At 59.9% G+C, this 19708-nt stretch carries 20 protein-coding genes; 7 read left to right on the top strand and 13 right to left on the bottom strand.

Going from position 1 to position 19708, the window contains the following annotated elements; all coding sequences use genetic code 11:
- Positions 1–3: 3 nt before the first annotated feature.
- Entirely contained in the window at positions 4–402 is a 399-nt protein-coding gene (locus ACA069_RS05570; protein WP_497616650.1) for a YbaY family lipoprotein, read from the top strand.
- A 27-nt stretch (positions 403–429) separates the two neighbouring features.
- On the top strand, positions 430–1119 hold the full coding sequence (locus tag ACA069_RS05565) for a DUF4197 domain-containing protein (RefSeq protein WP_497616649.1): 690 nt from the start codon (positions 430–432) through the stop codon (positions 1117–1119).
- Between the two features lie 60 nt (positions 1120–1179).
- Here ACA069_RS05565 and ACA069_RS05560 read toward each other — a convergent pair whose 3' ends face one another.
- The 3 genes from ACA069_RS05560 to ACA069_RS05550 form a co-directional block, all read right to left on the bottom strand.
- Positions 1180–1437 carry a DUF6124 family protein gene (locus ACA069_RS05560; protein WP_401270633.1) on the bottom strand — a complete coding sequence of 86 codons (258 nt, stop codon included), beginning with the start codon at positions 1435–1437 and terminating at the stop codon, positions 1180–1182.
- 847 nt (positions 1438–2284) lie between these two features.
- Positions 2285–5353, bottom strand: coding sequence for an efflux RND transporter permease subunit (locus ACA069_RS05555; protein ID WP_497616647.1), 3069 nt, complete (start codon positions 5351–5353; stop codon positions 2285–2287).
- Between the two features lie 6 nt (positions 5354–5359).
- Positions 5360–6472, bottom strand: a complete 1113-nt coding sequence (locus tag ACA069_RS05550) for an efflux RND transporter periplasmic adaptor subunit (protein ID WP_401270628.1) — start codon at positions 6470–6472, stop codon at positions 5360–5362.
- A gap of 94 nt (positions 6473–6566) precedes the next feature.
- Here ACA069_RS05550 and ACA069_RS05545 point away from each other — a divergent pair, with 94 nt between their 5' ends.
- Positions 6567–7202, top strand: coding sequence for a TetR/AcrR family transcriptional regulator (locus ACA069_RS05545; RefSeq protein ID WP_497616646.1), 636 nt, complete (start codon positions 6567–6569; stop codon positions 7200–7202).
- 46 nt (positions 7203–7248) lie between these two features.
- Here ACA069_RS05545 and ACA069_RS05540 read toward each other — a convergent pair whose 3' ends face one another.
- Positions 7249–8031, bottom strand: coding sequence for a class I SAM-dependent methyltransferase (locus ACA069_RS05540; protein WP_222944280.1), 783 nt, complete (start codon positions 8029–8031; stop codon positions 7249–7251).
- Positions 8032–8124: 93 nt separating this feature from the next.
- Here ACA069_RS05540 and ACA069_RS05535 point away from each other — a divergent pair, with 93 nt between their 5' ends.
- Positions 8125–8745, top strand: a complete 621-nt coding sequence (locus tag ACA069_RS05535; RefSeq protein WP_305443882.1) for an energy transducer TonB — start codon at positions 8125–8127, stop codon at positions 8743–8745.
- Positions 8746–8748: 3 nt separating this feature from the next.
- Here the strand turns inward: ACA069_RS05535 and ACA069_RS05530 are convergent, their stop codons facing one another.
- The 7 genes from ACA069_RS05530 to ppc all read right to left on the bottom strand — a co-directional run bounded on the left by ACA069_RS05530 (position 8749) and on the right by ppc (position 16137).
- The gene (locus ACA069_RS05530) at positions 8749–9441 is read right to left on the bottom strand and encodes an extensin-like domain-containing protein (RefSeq protein ID WP_497616644.1); all 693 of its coding nucleotides are present in this window, start codon (positions 9439–9441) and stop codon (positions 8749–8751) included.
- Between the two features lie 2 nt (positions 9442–9443).
- Positions 9444–10280: an isocitrate lyase/PEP mutase family protein gene (locus ACA069_RS05525; protein ID WP_497616642.1), complete on the bottom strand. Its 837-nt coding sequence runs from the start codon at positions 10278–10280 to the stop codon at positions 9444–9446.
- Between the two features lie 33 nt (positions 10281–10313).
- Positions 10314–11174: a DUF72 domain-containing protein gene (locus ACA069_RS05520; protein WP_187680872.1), complete on the bottom strand. Its 861-nt coding sequence runs from the start codon at positions 11172–11174 to the stop codon at positions 10314–10316.
- The gene (locus ACA069_RS05515; RefSeq protein ID WP_007908889.1) at positions 11174–11482 is read right to left on the bottom strand and encodes a hypothetical protein; all 309 of its coding nucleotides are present in this window, start codon (positions 11480–11482) and stop codon (positions 11174–11176) included. The genes ACA069_RS05520 and ACA069_RS05515 overlap by 1 nt, the downstream gene beginning before the upstream one ends.
- A 307-nt stretch (positions 11483–11789) precedes the next feature.
- A complete protein-coding gene (gene tsaB / locus ACA069_RS05510; RefSeq protein WP_305441618.1) occupies positions 11790–12464 on the bottom strand; it encodes a tRNA (adenosine(37)-N6)-threonylcarbamoyltransferase complex dimerization subunit type 1 TsaB in 675 nt (224 codons plus the stop codon).
- Positions 12465–12557: 93 nt separating this feature from the next.
- Entirely contained in the window at positions 12558–13205 is a 648-nt protein-coding gene (gene adk, locus ACA069_RS05505) for an adenylate kinase (RefSeq protein WP_187680874.1), read from the bottom strand.
- A 301-nt stretch (positions 13206–13506) separates the two neighbouring features.
- Complete coding sequence (ppc, locus tag ACA069_RS05500; protein WP_401270612.1) at positions 13507–16137, bottom strand: phosphoenolpyruvate carboxylase; 2631 nt, start codon at positions 16135–16137, stop codon at positions 13507–13509.
- 213 nt (positions 16138–16350) lie between these two features.
- On the opposite strand from ppc, the gene ACA069_RS05495 reads away from it, so the two are divergent.
- The 3 genes from ACA069_RS05495 (at position 16351) to lptF (ending at position 18308) form a co-directional block, all read left to right on the top strand.
- A complete protein-coding gene (locus ACA069_RS05495) occupies positions 16351–16695 on the top strand; it encodes a pilin assembly protein (RefSeq protein ID WP_187680876.1) in 345 nt (114 codons plus the stop codon).
- A 364-nt stretch (positions 16696–17059) separates the two neighbouring features.
- The gene (locus tag ACA069_RS05490; RefSeq protein WP_187680877.1) at positions 17060–17464 is read left to right on the top strand and encodes a DUF4398 domain-containing protein; all 405 of its coding nucleotides are present in this window, start codon (positions 17060–17062) and stop codon (positions 17462–17464) included.
- Positions 17465–17519: 55 nt separating this feature from the next.
- Positions 17520–18308 carry a lipotoxin F family OmpA-related lipoprotein LptF gene (gene lptF / locus ACA069_RS05485; RefSeq protein ID WP_497616641.1) on the top strand — a complete coding sequence of 263 codons (789 nt, stop codon included), beginning with the start codon at positions 17520–17522 and terminating at the stop codon, positions 18306–18308.
- A gap of 138 nt (positions 18309–18446) precedes the next feature.
- Here lptF and ACA069_RS05480 read toward each other — a convergent pair whose 3' ends face one another.
- Together ACA069_RS05480 and ACA069_RS05475 are read right to left on the bottom strand one after the other, a co-directional pair.
- On the bottom strand, positions 18447–18776 hold the full coding sequence (locus tag ACA069_RS05480; protein ID WP_401270606.1) for a PA3694 family proteiin: 330 nt from the start codon (positions 18774–18776) through the stop codon (positions 18447–18449).
- Positions 18773–19678, bottom strand: coding sequence for an alpha/beta hydrolase (locus ACA069_RS05475; RefSeq protein WP_489880852.1), 906 nt, complete (start codon positions 19676–19678; stop codon positions 18773–18775). The genes ACA069_RS05480 and ACA069_RS05475 overlap by 4 nt, the downstream gene beginning before the upstream one ends.
- Positions 19679–19708 lie beyond the last annotated feature (30 nt).

Raw genomic sequence — 19708 nt, 5'->3', positions numbered from 1 at the left:
CCCATGAAAAAACTGACCATTCTCGCTGCCGCGACGCTGCTCAGCGCCTGCCAATCGACCACACCCGCCGGCAAGGTCGGCCTCGACGGCGAAGTGTTCTACCTGCAACGCATTGCCCTGCCACCGAGCGCCACCTTGAGCGTGACCCTGCAAGACGTTTCACTGGCCGACGCGCCAGCCGTCGTACTCGACCAACAGAAAGGCCCGGTCAAAGGCCAGGTGCCGCTGCCCTTCCACTTGAGCTACGATCCGGCCCAGGTCAAACCCGGCCACCGCTACTCGGTCAGCGCACGCATCGAAGTCAACGGTGAGTTGATGTTCATCACCACCGAAAACCACGCCGTGCAACTCGACGGCAACGACCCGCAGCCGCTGAAAATCCGCGTCGACGCCGCTCGTTAATTCATTTTCTGGAACAAGGAAGCTGCCATGCTCCGCCCTACCCTTCGCTTGGCCGGCCTGTGTGCGGGCCTGATGATCTCCGCCAGCGCCATGGCACTGTCGCTCAGCGACCTGTCGCAACAGGACGCCACCGGCGGCCTCAAGGATGCCCTGACCCAAGGCGCGCAAATCGCCGTCAAACAACTCGGCACGCCTGGCGGTTTCAGCAATAACCCGGAGGTAAAAATCGAACTGCCGGGCAAACTCGGCAAAGCCGCCAGCAAGATGAAAGCCTTCGGCATGGGCGCCCAGGTCGAAGAACTGGAAACCGCCATGAACAAGGCTGCGGAAAGCGCCGTGACCCAGGCTCAGCCGATCCTCGTTGACGCCGTGAAGAAAATGAGCGTGGCCGACGCCAAAGGCATCCTCAGCGGCGGAAACGACTCGGCCACCCAATACCTGGACAAATCCAGCCGCGAACAGATCCGCGCCAAGTTCCTGCCGATCGTCAAGCAAGCCACCGACAAGGTCGGCGTAGCGCAAAAGTACAACGCCTTCGCCGGCCAGGCCGCGACCTTCGGCGTAGTAGACGCGAAGAGCGCGAACGTCGAGAACTACGTCACCGAGCAAGCGCTCAATGGCCTGTTCGAAATGATCGGCAAACAGGAAGAAACCATCCGCCAGAACCCGGCCGCTGCGGCGACGAGTCTGGCGAAGAAGGTGTTCGGGACCTTGTAATGTTCTGAACAACAAAAAGCCCGCTGAACTTCATACGTTCAGCGGGCTTTTTTGTAGGCGTCAGGTTTGCGGATCGACTTGATCGAGGACGCGGTTCACCGACAGTTCTGCGAGGGAAATCATCTGCTGAATACCCAGAAGATGATTACACGTCGGGCCACTCAGGGTGAACGCCAGCTCCGTGGCCATGATGTTGGCTGAGGCCAGCGTTTCACAGGCGTTAGCGAGTAATGTTTCGGAGTCGACTTCGGGGAGGACGGTGAAGATTGTGCTGGGATGATTGACGAGTTTGGGCGGGTTTGGCGTGGGTTTGAACATGGCGAAATCTCCTGAAGTAGTGGAGCCGCCACCGTTCGCTGCGAAACGAATGTTAGGTGGCAGCTGTACGCAGGTTCGCAGACCGGGACTTCAGGCACCCGGCATACCCGAAGGTATCCCGCGCACAGCCGCCATGACACAGACATAAAAAAAGCGCCCGTTTTCGGATGGTGGACGCTGTGCGTCTGAAGTTTAACCGGGCTGCGAAACCCGGTCGCTGATTTTTGCAGCGACAGCCTTAGGCTAGAAATCGCACGTCCGACGGACAACCTGAAAAACATGTGGGAAGGTTCTGAATTTTCGTCACACCGTCAAACAACTTAGCTTTTCAGATCGTCATTGCCAGCAGGCTGGCTCCCACATTTGGATCGAGTATCTCCAGTTCAGGGCTTGGTCGGCTGTCAGGCCGCCATCGCGAGCAGGCTCGCTCCCACAGAAAAGCAAAAGCAAAAACAGCCCGCGCCCCGCGTCGCCCTTCACCACTCAACAGGATGAGCGTTAGCTCGGCTGCAGCTCTTGATCTTGATCTTGATCTGGAAGCCCGTCGGCAGGCTGAGTGGAGGGATTGATCCGGGGGGTGGGAGCGCAGCGACCGTTTGGCGAAGCCAAACACATCGAGAGGAGGTGCAGCGCAGCAAACCGGAGGCGATGCCCCCGGATCAATCCCGTAACGAAGGGACCCGAGCCACAGCGAGGGCCGAACGTCAGGGCAAAGCCTTTTGGGTTACCTTTTCGGCGTTTGGAAAAGGTGACTCGCTGTAAGAGCGAAACCACCAGCCGCAGCGCCCAAAGAAACGGATATACACCCAAAACCCAAGAGCATGGTCGGCCCAAAGGCCGCCAAGGCTCAACCCTCCCGACGCACCCGGAACCAGGCCGCATACAACGCCGGCAAAAACAAAAGCGTCAACGCCGTAGCCACAATCAACCCCCCCATTATCGCCACCGCCATCGGCCCAAAAAACACACTGCGCGACAAAGGAATCATCGCCAGAACCGCCGCCAAAGCCGTCAACACAATCGGCCGAAAGCGCCGCACCGTCGCCTCGATAATCGCCTGCCAAGGCCTGAGCCCAGAGGCAATATCCTGCTCAATCTGATCCACCAGAATCACCGAATTACGCATGATCATCCCGGAAAGCGCGATCGTCCCCAACATCGCCACAAAGCCGAACGGCTGCCGGAACACCATCAAAAACAGCACCACCCCGATCAACCCCAACGGCGCCGTCAAAAACACCATCGCCGTCCGCGAAAAACTGCGCAACTGCACCATCAGCAACGTCAGCACCACAACAATGAACATCGGCACCCCGGCATTCACCGACTTCTGCCCTCGCTCCGAATCCTCCACCGTCCCACCAATATCCAGCAGATACCCGTCCGGCAATTCAGCGCGAATAGAATCCAGCGTCGGCATGATCTGCTTCACCAGCGTCGCCGGCTGCTCCTTGCCATAAATGTCGGCACGCACCGTCACGTTCGGCAGCCGATTACGATGCCAGATGACGCCTTCCTCAAAGCCATATTCCAACGTGGCGACCTGCGACAGCGCCACACTGCGACCGTTATCCGTCGGCACCGCCAGACTCGGCAACAAAGACAATTCAGTACGTTCATGCACCGTGCCGCGAAGCAGGATCTCGATCAACTCGTTATCTTCGCGATACTGACTGACACTCGACCCGGTCAACGAACTCTGCAGGAATTTCGCCAGATTGGCAGTGCTCACCCCCAGTGCCCGGGCGCGATCCTGATCGATGTTCAAGTACACAACCTTGCTCGGCTCTTCCCAGTCCAGATGCACATTGACCACATGCGGATTCTCGCGAACCTTGGCCGCGACCTTGCGCGCCACAGCGCGGACTTCTTCGATGTGCTCACCGGTAACGCGGAACTGCACCGGATAGCCAACCGGCGGGCCGTTTTCCAAGCGCGTCACCCGCGAACGCAGCGCCGGGAACTGCTCGTTCAGCGTGGAGATCAACCAGGTGCGCAGCGTTTCACGCTCCTCGATGTTCTTCGCCAACACCACAAACTGGGCAAAGCTCGCCGCTGGTAACTGCTGATCCAGCGGCAAGTAGAAACGCGGCGAACCGGTGCCGACATACGCCACATAGTTGTCGATACCCGCATGATCCTTGAGCATCGCTTCCAGGCGTTTGACCTCACCGGTGGTGTTCGCCAGCGAAGCGCCTTCAGCCAGTTTCAGATCGACCATCAGCTCCAGCCGATTGGAGGCCGGGAAAAACTGCTGTGGCACGAAGCGGAACAGCATTACCGACGCGATAAACAGCCCCACGGTCAGCACGATTACGATTTTGCGGTGAACCACACACCACTCCACCAAGCGCCGTACCCGCTGATAGAACGGTGTGGCATACGGGTCCGGCTGACCATCACCCGTGCCGTGTTTGGCCGCGTGAATTTTCGCCAGATCCGGTAGCAGTTTTTCCCCCAGATAGGGCACGAACATCACCGCCGCCACCCACGAGGCGAGCAGCGCGATGGTCACCACCTGAAAGATCGAACGGGTGTATTCGCCCGTGCCGGATTGCGCCGTGGCAATCGGCAGGAAACCGGCGGCAGTGATCAGCGTACCGGTGAGCATCGGGAACGCGGTACTGGTCCAGGCGTAGCTCGCGGCCTTGATGCGGTCGAAGCCCTGCTCCATTTTGATCGCCATCATTTCCACGGCGATGATCGCGTCGTCCACCAGCAAGCCCAACGCAAGCACCAGCGCGCCGAGGGAAATTTTGTGCAGACCAATACCGAAGTAATACATGCAGGCGAAGGTCATCGCCAGCACCAGAGGAATGCTCAGCGCCACCACCATGCCGGTGCGCACGCCGAGAGAAAAGAAGCTCACCAGCAACACAATCGCCAGCGCTTCGACCAATACCTGGACGAACTCGCCCACGCCGGTTTTCACCGCTGCCGGTTGGTCAGAAACCTTGCGTAACTGCATGCCGGCCGGGAGGTTTTTCTGGAGGCGCGAGAATTCGCCTTCCAATGCCTTGCCGAGCACGAGAATGTCGCCGCCGTCCTTCATGGCTACTGCCAGACCAATCGCGTCTTCAGCCATGAAGCGCATGCGCGGCGCCGGCGGATCGTTGAAACCGCGCCGCACATCGGCGACATCGGAGATGCGGAACGTACGATCGCCGACCCGGATCGGGAAGTTCTTTATCTCGTCGACCGTCTGAAAATTCCCCGAGACCCGTAACTGCAAACGCTCAGTGCCGGTCTCAAAGAACCCTGCTGTAGACACCGCATTCTGTTCTTCCAGCGCCTGCTGCACTGCCGCCAGCGGCAAGCCGAGGGTGGCGAGTTTAACGTTGGACAGCTCGACCCAGATCTTCTCGTCCTGCAACCCGAGCAGATCGACCTTGCCGACATCCTTGACCCGTTGCAGCTGGATCTGGATGCGGTCGGCATAATCCTTGAGCACGGCGTAGTCAAAACCGTCGCCGGTCAGCGCGTAGATATTGCCGAAAGTAGTGCCGAATTCATCGTTGAAAAACGGCCCCTGAATCCCCGGCGGCAGGGTCTGGCGGATGTCGCTGACCTTCTTGCGCACCTGATACCAGAGATCGGGGATCTGGTTGGAGTGCATCGAATCGCGGGCGATAAACGTGACCTGGGATTCGCCGGGACGAGAGAACGAAACGATGCGTTCGTACTCGCCGGTTTCCATCAGTTTCTTTTCGATACGCTCGGTAACCTGACGCGAAACTTCCTCCGCCGTCGCGCCCGGCCAGCGGGTCTGGATAACCATGGCCTTGAAGGTAAACGGCGGGTCTTCGCTTTGGCCAAGTTTGGTGTAGGACAGCGCACCGACGATGGCCAGCAAAAGCATCAGGAACAATACGATCTGGCGATTACGCAGCGCCCATTCGGAAAGGTTGAAGCGCATCGGGACTTACTCCTTGTCCGCCAGATTGACTACACGATTGGAGCGATCCACCGGACGCACCTGCTGACCTTCGAGCAGCACATGCACGCCAGCGGCGACAACCCAATCACTGGCGTTCAAGCCTTCGAGCACCGGCACGGTTTTCTCGCCAAACGGGCCGACGCGCACGGGGGTCTTTTTCAGAGTGTTGTTGGCGTTGACGACCCAGACGTAAGTAGCGCCATTTTCTGCGGTCAGCGCCGAAAGCGGCACCGACAGCGACACGACATCGGCGGACTGCACGAACACCCGGGCGCTCTGGCCCAGCTCGGCCGGGACTTTGCCGCTGGCGAAGGAAATCCTTGCAGCGAAGGTACGGGATTTCGGATCGGCCGCCGGCGACAGCTCGCGAATCTGTCCGGCGAAGCGCTGGTTCTGCTGAGTCCAGAGTTCGACGGTCACCGGCTGACCCACCTTGAAGCGGCCGAAGCTCTGCTCCGGCAGGCTGATCAGCACTTCGCGTTCGCCATCGGTGGCGAGGGTGAACACGGTTTGTCCGGCGGCCACCACTTGCCCGACTTCCACCGAACGCTTGGCTACCACACCGTCCTGGGGCGCACGCAACACGGCGTAACTGGCCTGGTTGGTCGAGACGTTGAATTCGGCTTTGATTTGCTTGAGGCGTGCTTCGCCGGAGCGAAAGAGGTTTTCGGCATTGTCATAGGCCGAGCGACTGACCATCTGCCGATCCATCAGGGTCTTGTAGCGGTCGCGCTCGGCACGCACCAGATTGAGATTGGCTTCGGCAGCGGCGACTTGCGCGCGAGTGGCTTCCAGTTGCAGGCGCACGTCTTGCGGATCGAGTTCGGCGAGTGGCTGATCAGCCTTCACCCGCTGGCCTTCATCGACCAGTCGTCGGCTGACTTTGCCGCCGATGCGGAACGCCAGATCAGGCTCATAACGCGCGCGAACTTCACCCGGATAACTTTCCATTGCCTGTGCCGAAGGCTCTGGCTGCACCACCATGGCCGGTCGTACGGTGACTTGCACCGCCGTTTCCTGGCCACACGCAGACAATAAAAAAGCCAGAGTGACTGGCAATGCAAATGGCCACGTGAGGTGCAGTGCATGGCGGAACATGATGACGGACCTTTCGCTAATGGTGCTTGGAATAATTATACTGGCCGGTATGTTATTAATAGCAAACTCACCAGTCCAGTAATAAAAGCGAAGAATGTCGAACAATCTTTCAGCTCCAAACGGCCCGGGCCGCCCCAAGGATCTGGCCAAGCGCCAAGCGATCCTCGACGCGGCGAAAATTCTGTTTCTGAGTCATGGCTATGCCAACACCAGCATGGACGCAGTGGCCGCTGAAGCTGGCGTGTCGAAGCTGACGGTCTACAGCCATTTCAACGACAAGGAGACACTTTTCTCCGCCGCCGTGGTGGCCAAATGCGAGGAACAATTACCGCCGCTGTTCTTCGAATTGCCCGAAGGGATTGCCGTGGAAAATGTGTTGCTGAACATTGCCCGGGGCTTTCATCACCTGATCAACAGCGATGAATCGGTGAATCTGCACCGCCTGATCATGGCGCTGGGCAGCCAGGACCCGAAGCTGTCGCTGATCTTCTTCGAGGCAGGTCCGCAGCGCATGGTGCAGGGGATGGAGCGGCTGCTGACGCGCATCCACGAGAACGGGGTGCTGAGCATCGACCAACCACGCAATGCGGCCGAGCATTTCTTCTGCCTGATCAAGGGCGCGGGGAATTTTCGCTTGTTGTATGGCTGTGGCGAGCCTTTGAGTGAAGAGGCTTCAGAAAGCCATGTGCAGGAAGTGGTGGGGTTGTTTATGCGGGCGTATCGGCCCTGATTCTGTAGTGTTTGGGCTGACATCATCGCGAGCAGGCAACTCAGTCTTACGGCTTGAGCGCTTTCTTCGGGTAAATATCGTATCGGCTGGACTTGCCATCCAGCGCATGACTCGGCTTCGGCCCCTCAATGCACGGCGCCTTGCGCGGCCGCTTGACCACCACACGGTGTGTCGCCAGCGCCAACGCCGCTTCAAGCAAGGCCGGCGCATCCGGATCATCGCCCACCAGCGGCCGAAACAGGCGCATTTCCTTCTTCACCAACGCGGTTTTCTCACGATGGGGAAACATCGGGTCGAGGTAGATCACCTGCGGCGGCTCACCTTCCCAGTTGCGCATGACTTCGATGGAGTTGCCTTTGAGCAATTTCATCCGCGCCACGATCGGCGCCACGTCGAAATCTTCCCCCGCCCGCGCCAGACCATCCTCCAACAATGCGCCGATCAGTGGCTGACGCTCGATCAGGCTCATCTCGCAGCCCAGACTCGCCAGCACGAATGCATCCTTGCCCAACCCCGCCGTGGCATCCAGCACTCGCGGGCGCACGCCTTGGGCGATGCCGACAGCCTTGGCGATCATCTGCCCGCTGCCACCGCCATATAAACGACGATGCGCCGCGCCACCCTCGACGAAGTCCACCCGCACCGGCCCCGGAGCGTCTGGCCCTAGCTGTTGCAGCTGCAAACCCTGCTCGCCGACCTGCAAGGCGAACTCGCCGTCGGCCACCTGCAGTGGCAGGCCCAGGCGTTCGGCCCACTGCTCGGCTTGCGCTTCAAACGTCGGGCCGAGGGCCTGGACATGGATGCGGCAGGCCGCGGGTTGCTCAATCATGAAAACACGCTCAAAAAAGTTAAGGATCGGCAAAAAGTGGCCGATAAACCAATCAACGCGCATTTTGCCAGAGCTGAGCGGCAACCGAAAAAAATGTCAGGCATTCTTCCCACATCGATTGGCTACATCTCGCCCCATGGCGACTTCAGCCGTCAAAACACTCAAGCACTGAGCGGCGTCAGTCACCTGTGGCAGGATTTCTTTGCCCAGGCGATGGCCGAACAGACGAGTGAAGTGGTGCCGGCGTGTGGCACGTTTCCCCCGGTTGACCTCAGCAGCACTGAAGAACCGACTATCGGCAGCGAGTTGCACGCACACATCATCGAGCAGCGTGAATGCAATGTCGTGGAAACCGAAGTACGCCCACCAGAGCCACTGTTCCTGCCGATCGCCGAGTTCGAAACGGAGCTGCTGGACAAGCCGTTCCCACCGTTCCCGCCGGAAGAACTCAAGGCTCAGCAATCGCAGCAAGACTTCGACAGCAGTTGGGTTCGCCCGATCGTGATCAACAACGGTCAGCCGATTCCTGAGCCGGGCGCCGCGCCGCAGAAACGTCCGCTCTACCTGCCGATTGCCGAATTCGACCTGGATCTGCTGCAAAAGCCTTACCCGCCATTCCCGCCGGAAGAAATCGTCGAGCAGCAGAAAGCGCTGGACTTCGATAACGGTTGGGCACGTCCTATCGTTCTGCAGAACCTGCGCATCGCCGCCTGATCCTCAGCGACACACGCTCCAGCGCCCGACATCGACATGAAAGTGATTGCGATGGGCGGCGTTGTAATCCGGACTCAACACCACACTGAACGCCTCGCAGGCGCTATCGCGCACCCTGCGTAAAAACTGCGCGTCCTGATTTTGCTTGGGCCAATCCTTGAGCACGCTGATGCTGCGACCGTCCGCCAGACGAAACCCGGCGATGTCCAGCGCATCGGCACTGGCATGACGGCTGAGCGCGCCGCTTTCGCGGTTGTAGACATTGCGGCAAGCAAAGCTGCCAAGGTGATCAAGACGCGCGACCTGCTGACCGTAAACGGACTGCGCGGCGGGTTGCAGAGTGTGGCGTTCGAACATCGCGTAGGCGACCGCCAACGGGCAACTGGCGAGGAAACTGCTGCTTAGCGCCACCTCGCCGCCCTGTACGCGCAAGGCGCCAATCAACGGGCACTTGGCGTCAGGGCTGTCGGATTGCGGCGTGACGCGCAAAGCGGAGCTGCGCAGAGCCTGAGCGCAAAGTTCAGGATCGCCGCGCAGGCGCATCAGCTTGTAACCGGTCAGCCAGTTGGGCGTCGCTTTCACATCCAGCGGCGCCCACGGATTCCATTCGGGAGGTACGTCCAGCCAACCGCGCCAGACACCGACCAAAGCGCCGCCGATGATCAGCAAGACGGCTAGCGCAAACCAACGCCCCATGCTCAACCTTTGAAAAACTGGTTGGCCTTGGCGTACGGCATCGACTTCGAAGTGAAGCCGAAGGTGCCCGACTGCAGGATCTCTTCAGCGGCGCGGAAGAACTCGCCGTAAGCCGCCAATGCCAAAGCAGACCCGGTACTGATCCGGCGCACGCCCATTTCTTCGAGCTGCTGCACGGTCAGTTTCAAACCGCCGGACATCAACACATTGACCGGTTTCGGCGCTACCGCGCGCACCACCGCCAGGACTTCTTCGGCACTGCGTAAACCCGGCGCATACAACACGTCGGCGCCGGCCTCGGCGAAGGCCTGCAAGCGGCGGATGGTGTCGTTGACGTCGGGATTACCGTGCAGATAGTTTTCCGCACGGGCAGTCAGGGTGAAGGGAAATGGCAGGGTACGCACAGCGGCGACGGCGGCTTCGATCCGCGCCACGGCGTGTTCGAAGCAATAGATCGGCGCGTCTGCACGGCCCGTGGCGTCCTCGATTGAACCGCCCACTGCGCCCGCCTCGGCCGCTCGCAGCAAACTGTTCGCGCATTCCGCCGGATCATCAGCAAAACCATTTTCCAGATCCACCGCCACCGGCAAATCCGTCGCCGCGACAATCGACCGGACATTGGCCAGGGTGTCGTCCAGGCTCAAGGCTCCGTCGGCTTTGCCTTGGGAGAACGCATAACCGGCGCTGGTGGTCGCCAATGCCTGATAGCCCAGACTGGCGAGCATCTTCGCGGAACCTGCATCCCACGGATTGGGGATAACGAAGATTCCCGGACGCTCATGCAGGGCTTTGAAGGCGTGGGCTTTACGGACTTGTTCTGTGCGGGCTTGGGCATCCATTGACAGGCTCCGGTGCAGGAAAACGAGTGCGCCTCAGAGCAAGCCAAGCTGCTCCGCGGCGGGTTCTCTGTATAGCTCAGGCAGAGATGGCAGGCCAGGCAAACGTTGCATCAGTTGTGCATGAAAACGTTGCGCCAGCTTCGCCGCCAGCAGGTTGTCAGCGGTGTGCAAGAAGATATACGGGGTGCGGCCCTCTTCGATCCACTCGGCGATTTTCGCTACCCATGGCACGAGGAACGAATCGTTGGCCTCAAGCTCGGGATGGCCAATGAAGCGCACTTGCGGGAACTGCGTGAACGCCGCCGGACGCGTCGGCACCCGTGGCTTTTTCGATTGCGCGTGAATCACCGAAGACTCGGTCGAAAGACAGCTGAACAGCGCACGCGGGTCGAGACAGATGCGCTCGACACCTCGATCCAGCAACAACCGGTTGAGCAGCCGCTCGCTCTCACCCTTGGCAAAGAACTGTTCGTGGCGCACTTCCACCGCCAGGGGGCAGTCCAGCGCATCGATGAACGCCGCCAGTTCCGGCAACCGATGCGGCGTGAAGCTTTTCGACAGTTGCAGCCACAGCGGCGCGACACGCTCGCCGAGGGGTTTGAGTAACTGGAGGAAAGTTTCGGCGGCGGTCAGTTGCTCGCGCAAGTCACCGCTATGGCTGATGTCACCGGGGAACTTGGCAGTGAAGCGAAAATGCGCAGGCATGATCTCGGCCCAACGCTGCACGGTGGCAGGCGAAGGGCTGGCATAGAAGGTCGTGTTGCCTTCCACGGCGTTGAACACCTGGCAGTAGAGGCCGAGGAAGTCAGAAGTTTTGGCGTCTACCGGATACAGATACTCGCGCCAGGCGTTTTCGCTCCAGGACGGGCAACCGAGGTAGTAAGGCAGAGCCATCAGATATACAGATCGAGGCCCAGCACGTCCGCATCCCAATCAACAAAACCGGCAGTGCTGAGGTAGCTGGCCAGCGCCATCGCCACACTCTTCTTCATCGCACGGTGGTAGATCATGTCTTGCTGACGGGCAGGCAGGTTGCTCAGGCGTTGTGCAGAGGCTTTGGCTGCGCGGGCAGCCAGTTGCTCTTCGGTCGGGAATTCCAGCTCGCCGTCGATATCGTCGACGGATTCATCCAGCGCGACATTGCCTTTGCGAGGCTTGCGCTTGATGGGGTAGGACTGAGAGGAAAGGCCGTCTATACGCATAAATTCATGCTCGGTATCGATGATGGCAATTTAGCGGCACTTGACCGACTTAGCAAACTGCCGAGTGATAACTAGAACACATAAAGCGCAAAAGGTTTAAAGCGGGGGGCTGGAAACTGACGATTGGCAGAGTCTGGAATAAGCCGCTGAGCAGGAGAGGCCTTTGTAGCGAGGGGATTTATCCCCGATTGATTGCGCAGCGCTCCTCTGCATTTTTCCAGTGAAACCGCGCGATCAGGATTTACGGCTGCTGCGCAACCGGTCGGGGATAAATCCCCTCACCACAAAAAGCCCTCCTGATAAAAAGTCAGCGGGCTTTGGGGGTGGCCACTTTGTCACGCAGGTAAACCGGCTGAGCATCATCGGCCGGGATCGACTCACCGCGTTCCCAGGCGAAGCGCGCCAAGGTCAGCAGGTCTTCGGCATGTGGCAGCATGCCGGCGTCGGAACCCGTCAGATTGACCGCGATGCGCTCGCCGTACCCCCAACCGGTGCCTGCACCGAACCAGTCGCCGCTGGCATCGGCCGGCAGCGCCGCGACTTCCGGTGGCAGCACCGCCTCGACACCGGCAAGGCGCATCTCCCCCGCTGTCTCGCGGTAGCAGCCCCAATACACCTCGTCCATCCGCGCATCGATGGCGGCTGCCACCTGGCTCACGCCATGTTCACGAAACGCACGCTGCGCCAACACGGCCAGGTTGGACACCGGCAACACCGGCCGATCCAGCGCGAACGCCAACCCCTGCACCACGCCGATGGCGATCCGCACGCCGGTAAACGCCCCCGGTCCGCGACCGAACGCGATGGCATCCACCGCTTGCAACGTGGTGCCGGCGTCAGCCAGCAATTGCTGGATCATCGGCAGCAGCTTTTGCGCGTGCAGGCGCGGGATCACCTCGTAATGGCTCGTGACCTTGCCGTCATGCAGCAAGGCAACGGAGCAAGCTTCAGTCGCGGTGTCCAGGGCCAGCAAGGTGCTCATCGATGTTTCCAAAACAGGTGGGGGAAAAAGTGCGTCAGTATAAACAACTACGGCCCGCAAGCGGGCCGAGGATGATGCAGCGGATCAGACTTTTCAGCTCAGCGCTTCAAGCACCTTGGCGGTGATTGCTTCTACCGAACCAACGCCTTGGATATGGCTGCACTTCGGCTTGCCGTTGGCAGCCGAGAGCTTCTCGTAGAAAGCCACCAGCGGCTTGGTCTGCGAGTGGTAGACCGACAGGCGATGACGCACGGTTTCTTCAGTGTCGTCTTTGCGCTGTACCAGTTCTTCACCGGTGATGTCGTCTTTACCGGCCAGTTTCGGCGGGTTGTAGACGACGTGGTAAACGCGGCCGCTGGCTTCGTGAACACGGCGACCGGCGATACGCTGAACGATTTCTTCGTCGTCAACGGCGATCTCGACTACAGCGTCCAGTTCGACACCGGCAGTAACCAGCGCTTCAGCCTGCGGGATGGTGCGCGGGAAGCCGTCGAACAGGAAGCCGTTGGCGCAGTCAGGTTGCGCGATACGATCCTTGACCAGCGCGATGATCAGGTCATCCGACACCAGGCCGCCGGCATCCATGATGCTCTTGGCTTGAACGCCCAGCGGAGTGCCGGCCTTGACCGCTGCACGCAGCATGTCGCCGGTGGAGATTTGTGGAATGCCGAATTTTTCGGTGATGAACTTAGCCTGAGTACCTTTACCGGCCCCGGGAGCTCCCAGCAGAATGACGCGCATTAGATGTGCTCCTCAATTTTTTTATAAAAAGCTTTTACAAAACAAAGGATTCGCCACTTTGGACGAATCCTGAAAAATACGGGTCGTGGCCGCAGAAACGGCCAAAGGCTGATCAAGATACACAGCAGGCTGCGCCCACACAAGACGCCCAAAGTCGGAGAAACCCGCGCTAGCGGCGACCTTGCGACGCGGTGCACCAAGTCGCAACCCCATCATTAACTGTCGCCTGCCCACACTTTTCCCCGTCTGGCCGAGCAGCACCCGACACTCACGCCGGATGCCACACACCGCGCAGAAAACTTTAGCCGGTATTGCGCAAACCGGCGGCAATCCCCGCCACAGACACCAGCAGCGCCTGCTCCACCGGGCTGCCCTGCTCGACATTCTGCTGCCGCGAGCGGGCCAACAGTTCCGCCTGCAATAGATGAAGCGGGTCGAGGTAGGTATTGCGCAGGCGAATGAATTCCAGGGTGTCCGGGCTATGTGCCAGCAGTTGCGACTGACCGGTCAAGCCGAGTACCACCGAGCACGCCTGCGACAATAGGTCGCGTAAGTGCGCGCCCAACGGCAGCAGGTCTGGTTCGACCAAACGCTCGTCGTAAGACAAAGCGATGTCAGCGTCAGCTTTGGCCAGGACCATTTCCAGCATGTCGATGCGCGTGCGGAAGAACGGCCATTGCTCGCGCATCTGACCCAGCAACTCGCCTTCGCCACGCTCCAGCGCCTTGCTCAACGCCGATTCCCAACCAAGCCAGGCCGGCAGCATTAACCGGGTTTGCGTCCATCCGAAAATCCACGGGATCGCCCGCAGGCTTTCGATGCCGCCGGCACGGCGCTTGGCCGGGCGGCTACCCAGTGGCAACCGGCCCAACTCCTGCTCCGGCGTTGATTGGCGGAAATACTCGACGAATTGCGGGTTTTCTCGCACCACTTGGCGGTAAGCGCTGACACCGTCAGCGGCCAATTCGTCCATCAGATGACGCCACTCCGGCGTCGGTGGCGGTGGTGGCAATAACGTCGCCTCAAGCACAGCGGCGAGGTACAGATTGAGGTTTTGCTCGGCGATGTCCGGCAGGCCGAATTTGAAACGAATCATTTCCCCTTGCTCGGTAGTACGGAAGCGTCCCGCCACCGATCCCGGTGGTTGCGACAGAATCGCCGCGTGAGCCGGGCCGCCGCCACGCCCTACTGTGCCACCGCGACCATGGAACAACAGCAGTTCGACTTGCTGCTCGCGACAGATTTCCACCAGCCGTTCCTGCGCGCGGTATTGCGCCCAGGCTGCCGCCGTGGTGCCAGCGTCCTTGGCCGAGTCGGAGTAGCCAATCATCACTTCCTGCGGGCCTTGCAGCCTTGCGCGGTAACCCGGCAACAGCAACAGTCGCTCGATCACCGGCCCGGCGTTGTCGAGATCGGCGAGGGTTTCGAACAGCGGCACCACGCGCATCGGTCGCAACACACCGCACTCTTTAAGCAGCAGTTGCACCGCGAGCACGTCGGAAGCGGCGCCCGCCATGGAGATCACGTAGGAACCCAGCGATGCGCCTGGGGCTGCGGCGATTTCCTTGCAGGTGTTGAGCACTTCGGCGGTGTCGGCGGATGGCTTGAAATGCGCCGGCAACAACGGGCGACGATTAGCCAGTTCGCGGGTCAGGAAAGCGATTCGCGCATCCTCATCCCAGTCTTCATAGCGACCGAGGCCCAGGTAATCGGTGATTTCCGTCATCGCCGCGCTGTGCCGCGAAGAATCCTGACGCACATCGAGGCGTACCAGAAACAGGCCGAACGTCACTGCCCGACGCAGACAATCGAGCAACGGACCATCAGCGATCACGCCCATGCCGCATTCGTGCAGCGAGTTGAAGCACAGCTCCAACGGATCGAGCAGATCGCGATTGTTGATGAGTACATCGGCAGGGGCTGGCGTGCTGGCCGTGAGGGAGGCATGCGCCCAATTGCGCGTAGCGCGCAGGCGTTCGCGCAATTGCTTGAGCACCGCACGATAAGGTTCGGCGCTGTCGCCGGCCTTGGCTTTGAGCGCGTCGCTGGCCTGTTGCATCGACAATTCAGCAGCCAGATGATCAACATCGCGCAGGTACAAATCAGCAGCCATCCAGCGCGCCAGCAGCAGGACTTCGCGAGTCACTGCCGCAGTCACGTTGGGGTTGCCGTCACGGTCGCCGCCCATCCATGAGGCGAAGCGAATCGGCGCGGCTTCCAGCGGCAGACGCAGACCAGTCGCGGCGTGTAGCGCCTGATCGGCCTTGCGCATGTGATTGGGAATTGCCTGCCAAAGCGAATGTTCGATCACCGCAAAGCCCCACTTGGCTTCATCGACCGGCGTCGGGCGGGTGCGGCGGATTTCTTCGGTGTGCCAGGCTTCGGCGATCAGGCGTTGCAGGGTGCTCTGGATCTGTTCGCGCTCGGCGCTGGTCAGGTCGCGATGATCTTGCGCCGCGAGTTGCGCAGCGATGGCGTCGTACTTCTGGATCAGCGTGCGCCGGGCCACTTCGGTCGGATGCGCGGTCAGCACCAGTTCGATTTCCAGCCGCGCCAGTTGCCGCGCCAGCGACTCGGCGCTGTGGCCCTCGTTGCGCAGGCGCGCCAGCAGTTCCGGCAACACGCGGGATTCGAACGGCGCGGGCTGCGACGCCTCGCGACGATGGATCAACTGATACTGCTCGGCGATATTCGCCAGGTTGAGAAACTGGTTGAACGCCCGCGCCACCGGAAGCAATTCGTCTTCACTCAATTGATTGAGGCTGGCGCTCAGTTCGGCGTCCATCGAGCCACGGCGGTCGGCCTTGGCGCCCTTGCGGATTTGCTCGATCTTGTCGAGAAACCCTTCGCCGTACTGGTCTCGAATGGTGTTGCCCAACAGCTCTCCGAGCAGGTGAACATCCTCGCGCAAGCGTGCATCAATATCGGTCATCAGCGGTTCTCCAGCGTTCATCCGGGCGGCTTAGAAACGAGTGCATGACCTAGAGAGTGCCGCTCTACGGCGCTTCTTACAAGCAGGCGACGAAGGGACTTTAAACCTTGTGGGCGAAAGCTAGTCTCAACAGTAAGCCGTACAACGGCTTGCCGCCGGCTACGCCGGACACTCACCCAGGCCTGCCACCCGCAGGCGCGAAATGAGGTCATCATGAAAATCCGTGAACTCGCCCAGCATTGGGAAGAAAACGCCAAAGGTCGCCTGACCGACACTGGCTACACGATTCATCTGGACGTCGAGGCCGCCGCGCGCCTGGCGGCGATTGCCGAAATGTACCCCAAGCGGCATGCCGAAGAACTGCTCGGCGAACTGATCGGTGCCGCGCTTGAAGAGTTCGAAGCGAGCCTGCCGTATGTGAAAGGCTCGACCGTGGTGGCCACGGATGAGGAAGGTGATCCGTTGTATGAAGACGTCGGGCCGACACCGCGTTTTCTTGCGCTGTCGCGGCGGCATTTGCATGATTTGTCGTCTGCTGAAGGCAAGCAGAAACACTGAATGAGCACGGAAAAACCTGTGGGAGCGGGCTTGCCCGCGATGGCGTCAGTTCAGTCACAGATGTGTTGAATTTGACGGCCTCATCGCGGGTAAGCCAGCTCCCACGGGGACTGTACTTTTCCTCCAGAACTACGTCGTATTCCCCCGCGCGTACCACTCCAATCCGCCAAAGTTCCCGTCCCAGAGCCTTGTCCATTCGGTCAAAGTTTTTTTTGGCGATAGGCCATCTTTTCTGAACTTTTGAAAAACGCCGCCGGTCGGAACTTGTAACCACGCCTGGAACGAGCGTTTCAAAAACGCGCTTTCATACGACGCTTAAGGCTCCTCGACCAGGATGGATTTAGTTGTTTTCAGGAGATGCCTAATGGAGTTGAAGACCATGAAAAACCAAACCTCGTTTACCCACCTGCGCGGTCTGAAACTGGCCGCCCTGGCAATCGGCACCAGCTTCGTACTGGCCGGTTGCGCCGGTAATCCACCGACCGAGCAGTACGCCGTGACCCAGTCTGCGGTCAACAGCGCGGTCAGCGCCGGCGGTACCGAGTTCGCTGCCGTTGAGATGAAGCAAGCGCAGGACAAGCTGAAAGAAGCCGAAATCGCCATGCACGACAAGAAGTATGACGATGCTCGTCGCCTGTCCGAGCAAGCCGAATGGGACGCTCGTGTAGCGGAACGCAAGGCTCAAGCCGCCAAGGCCGAACTGGCTGTGAAGGATTCCCAGAAAGGTGTTCAGGAACTGCGTCAGGAAAGTCAGCGCCCAGTGCAATAAGCGCGCATCCCGACCGCAAAGCTGAAACTCTTATCGATTGAAAGGACGACAAATTATGCGTAAGCAACTGATGATCCCCGCTCTTCTGGCCGCAAGCGTTGCCCTGGCTGCCTGCTCCACCCCGCCTAACCCGAACCTGGAACAGGCGCGTACCAACTACGCCGGCCTGCAAGCCAACCCGCAGGCCAGCAAAGTCGCAGCGCTGGAAACCAAAGACGCCAGCGATTACCTGGACAAGGCCGACAAGGCTTACCTGGACAAGCAAGACGCGTCCAAGGTTGACCAACTGGCTTACCTGACCAACCAGCGTGTGGAAGTGGCCAAGCAGACCATCGCCTTGCGTACCGCTGAAAACAACCTGAAGAACGCCGCCGCCCAACGTGCCCAGGCGCGTCTGGATGCTCGCGACCAGCAGATCAAACAGCTGCAAGACAGCCTGAATGCCAAGCAAACCGATCGCGGTACGCTGGTGACTTTCGGTGACGTGTTGTTCGCTACCAATAAGGCTGACCTGAAATCCAGCGGTCTGGTAAACATCAACAAACTGGCGCAATTCCTTCAGGAAAACCCTGATCGCAAAGTGATCGTCGAAGGCTATACCGACAGCACTGGCGCAACGAACTACAACCAGTCGCTGTCCGAGCGTCGTGCGACGTCGGTACAGGTAGCACTGATCAAAATGGGCGTAGATCCTGCGCGCATCGTGGTTCAGGGTTACGGCAAGGAATACCCGGTTGCCGATAACGGCAGCGTCTCGGGCCGTGCGATGAACCGTCGTGTGGAAGTGACCATTTCCAACGACAACCAGCCTGTGATGCCACGTTCGGCTGTCAGCTCGAACTAAGCTGTAGGCAGTAACGCAAAAGCCCCGCCTGAGTGATCAGGCGGGGCTTTTTAAGATCAAAAGATCGCAGCCTTCGGCAGTTCCTGCATTGGAATACGTTCCCTGTAGGAGCTGCGGAAGGCTGCGATCTTTTTGCTTTTAAGGTTCCAGTTTCTGCGGCGTCTCTTCGCCCATGCACCGCACAGCCTTCTTCTGTGCGTTGATCAACACACCGGTCAATCCCTTCTGCTCGGTATCAAACAGCACCAGCACGCCATCAATGCACTGCGCCACCTGCGGCGCAGGGTTCAATGAGATTTTGTAATCCTCCCCCGGAACGGTCTTGAGCATGGTGAATTCGTTGAGCAGCAACGCATCCTCGGGTTTGGCGAAGTGCAGGTAGCCGTAGTACCACAGCGCCCCGACGGTGCCGAGGATGCTGCAGATACCGGTGATGATCAGCGGGATGGCGTTACGTTCTTCACTCATTGCGGACTCTCATCTTCAGAATTCGGGGGTTGCGGGTAATTCGGGATTTCGCCGAGGCGGCGCAAGCCGTTGAAATGCTCGGGATCGTCGAGATAGCGCAGCATGACCTGACGCCAAACCGGATCGCCGAAGGTCTGCACATGGCCGCCTCGGGTCAGTTGCAGGACGCGCGGCGGCGGCGCAGCTTGATACAGACGGATGCCGTTGGACATTGGCACCAGCGGGTCGTCGATGCTGTGGAAAATCAGTTTCGGCACGCCGTTGAGCTGCGGCATCGAATTGATCGCGCTGTCGCCATCCGGCACCAGCCACGACAGCGGCACCTGGAAGGGCCAGGTCAGCCACGACGTGCTGAGGGCATATTGGCCGACGCTGCGATAACTGGCGGGCACACCGTCGAGCACCAAGGCTTTGAGTTGTTTCTGCCGCTGCGGATGCTGCGCCAGCCAATGCACGGCCATCGAACCACCGAGGCTCTGACCGAGCACGATCAGCGGCTTGCCTTTGACTTCGGGCGCCTTGTCCAGCCAGGCGAATGCGGCGTCGATGTCCTGATAGATCGCCGGCAGGCTCGGTTCGCCCTCGGACAGGCCATAACCGCGATAGTCCACCAGCAACACTTGATAGCCGTTTTTCGGCAGCCACCAACTCCCGCCCAGGTGCATCGGCAGGTTGCCACCGTTGCCGTGCAGGTGCAGAACCGTGCCTTTGACCTCCACACCCGGTTTGGCCGGGAGCCACCAGGCGTTGAGCTTCAATCCGTCCGCCGTTATCAGCGTGACGGTGCGGTATTCGAGCTTGGCTTTTTCCGGAGTGAAGACCTGGCCCGGCTCGGGGTAGAACAACAGCGAACTGCAACCACCGAGGCTCAGAAGCAGGCAGAAGATGCCGAGGATTCTCATCCGGTGAAACCTCGCAAAAGATTCGGATTG

Source organism: Pseudomonas sp. LBUM1652 (assembly GCF_059716105.1).
The sequence above is the reverse complement of the archived record's forward strand: the minus strand, read 5'-3'. Positions and strand labels throughout refer to the sequence as shown.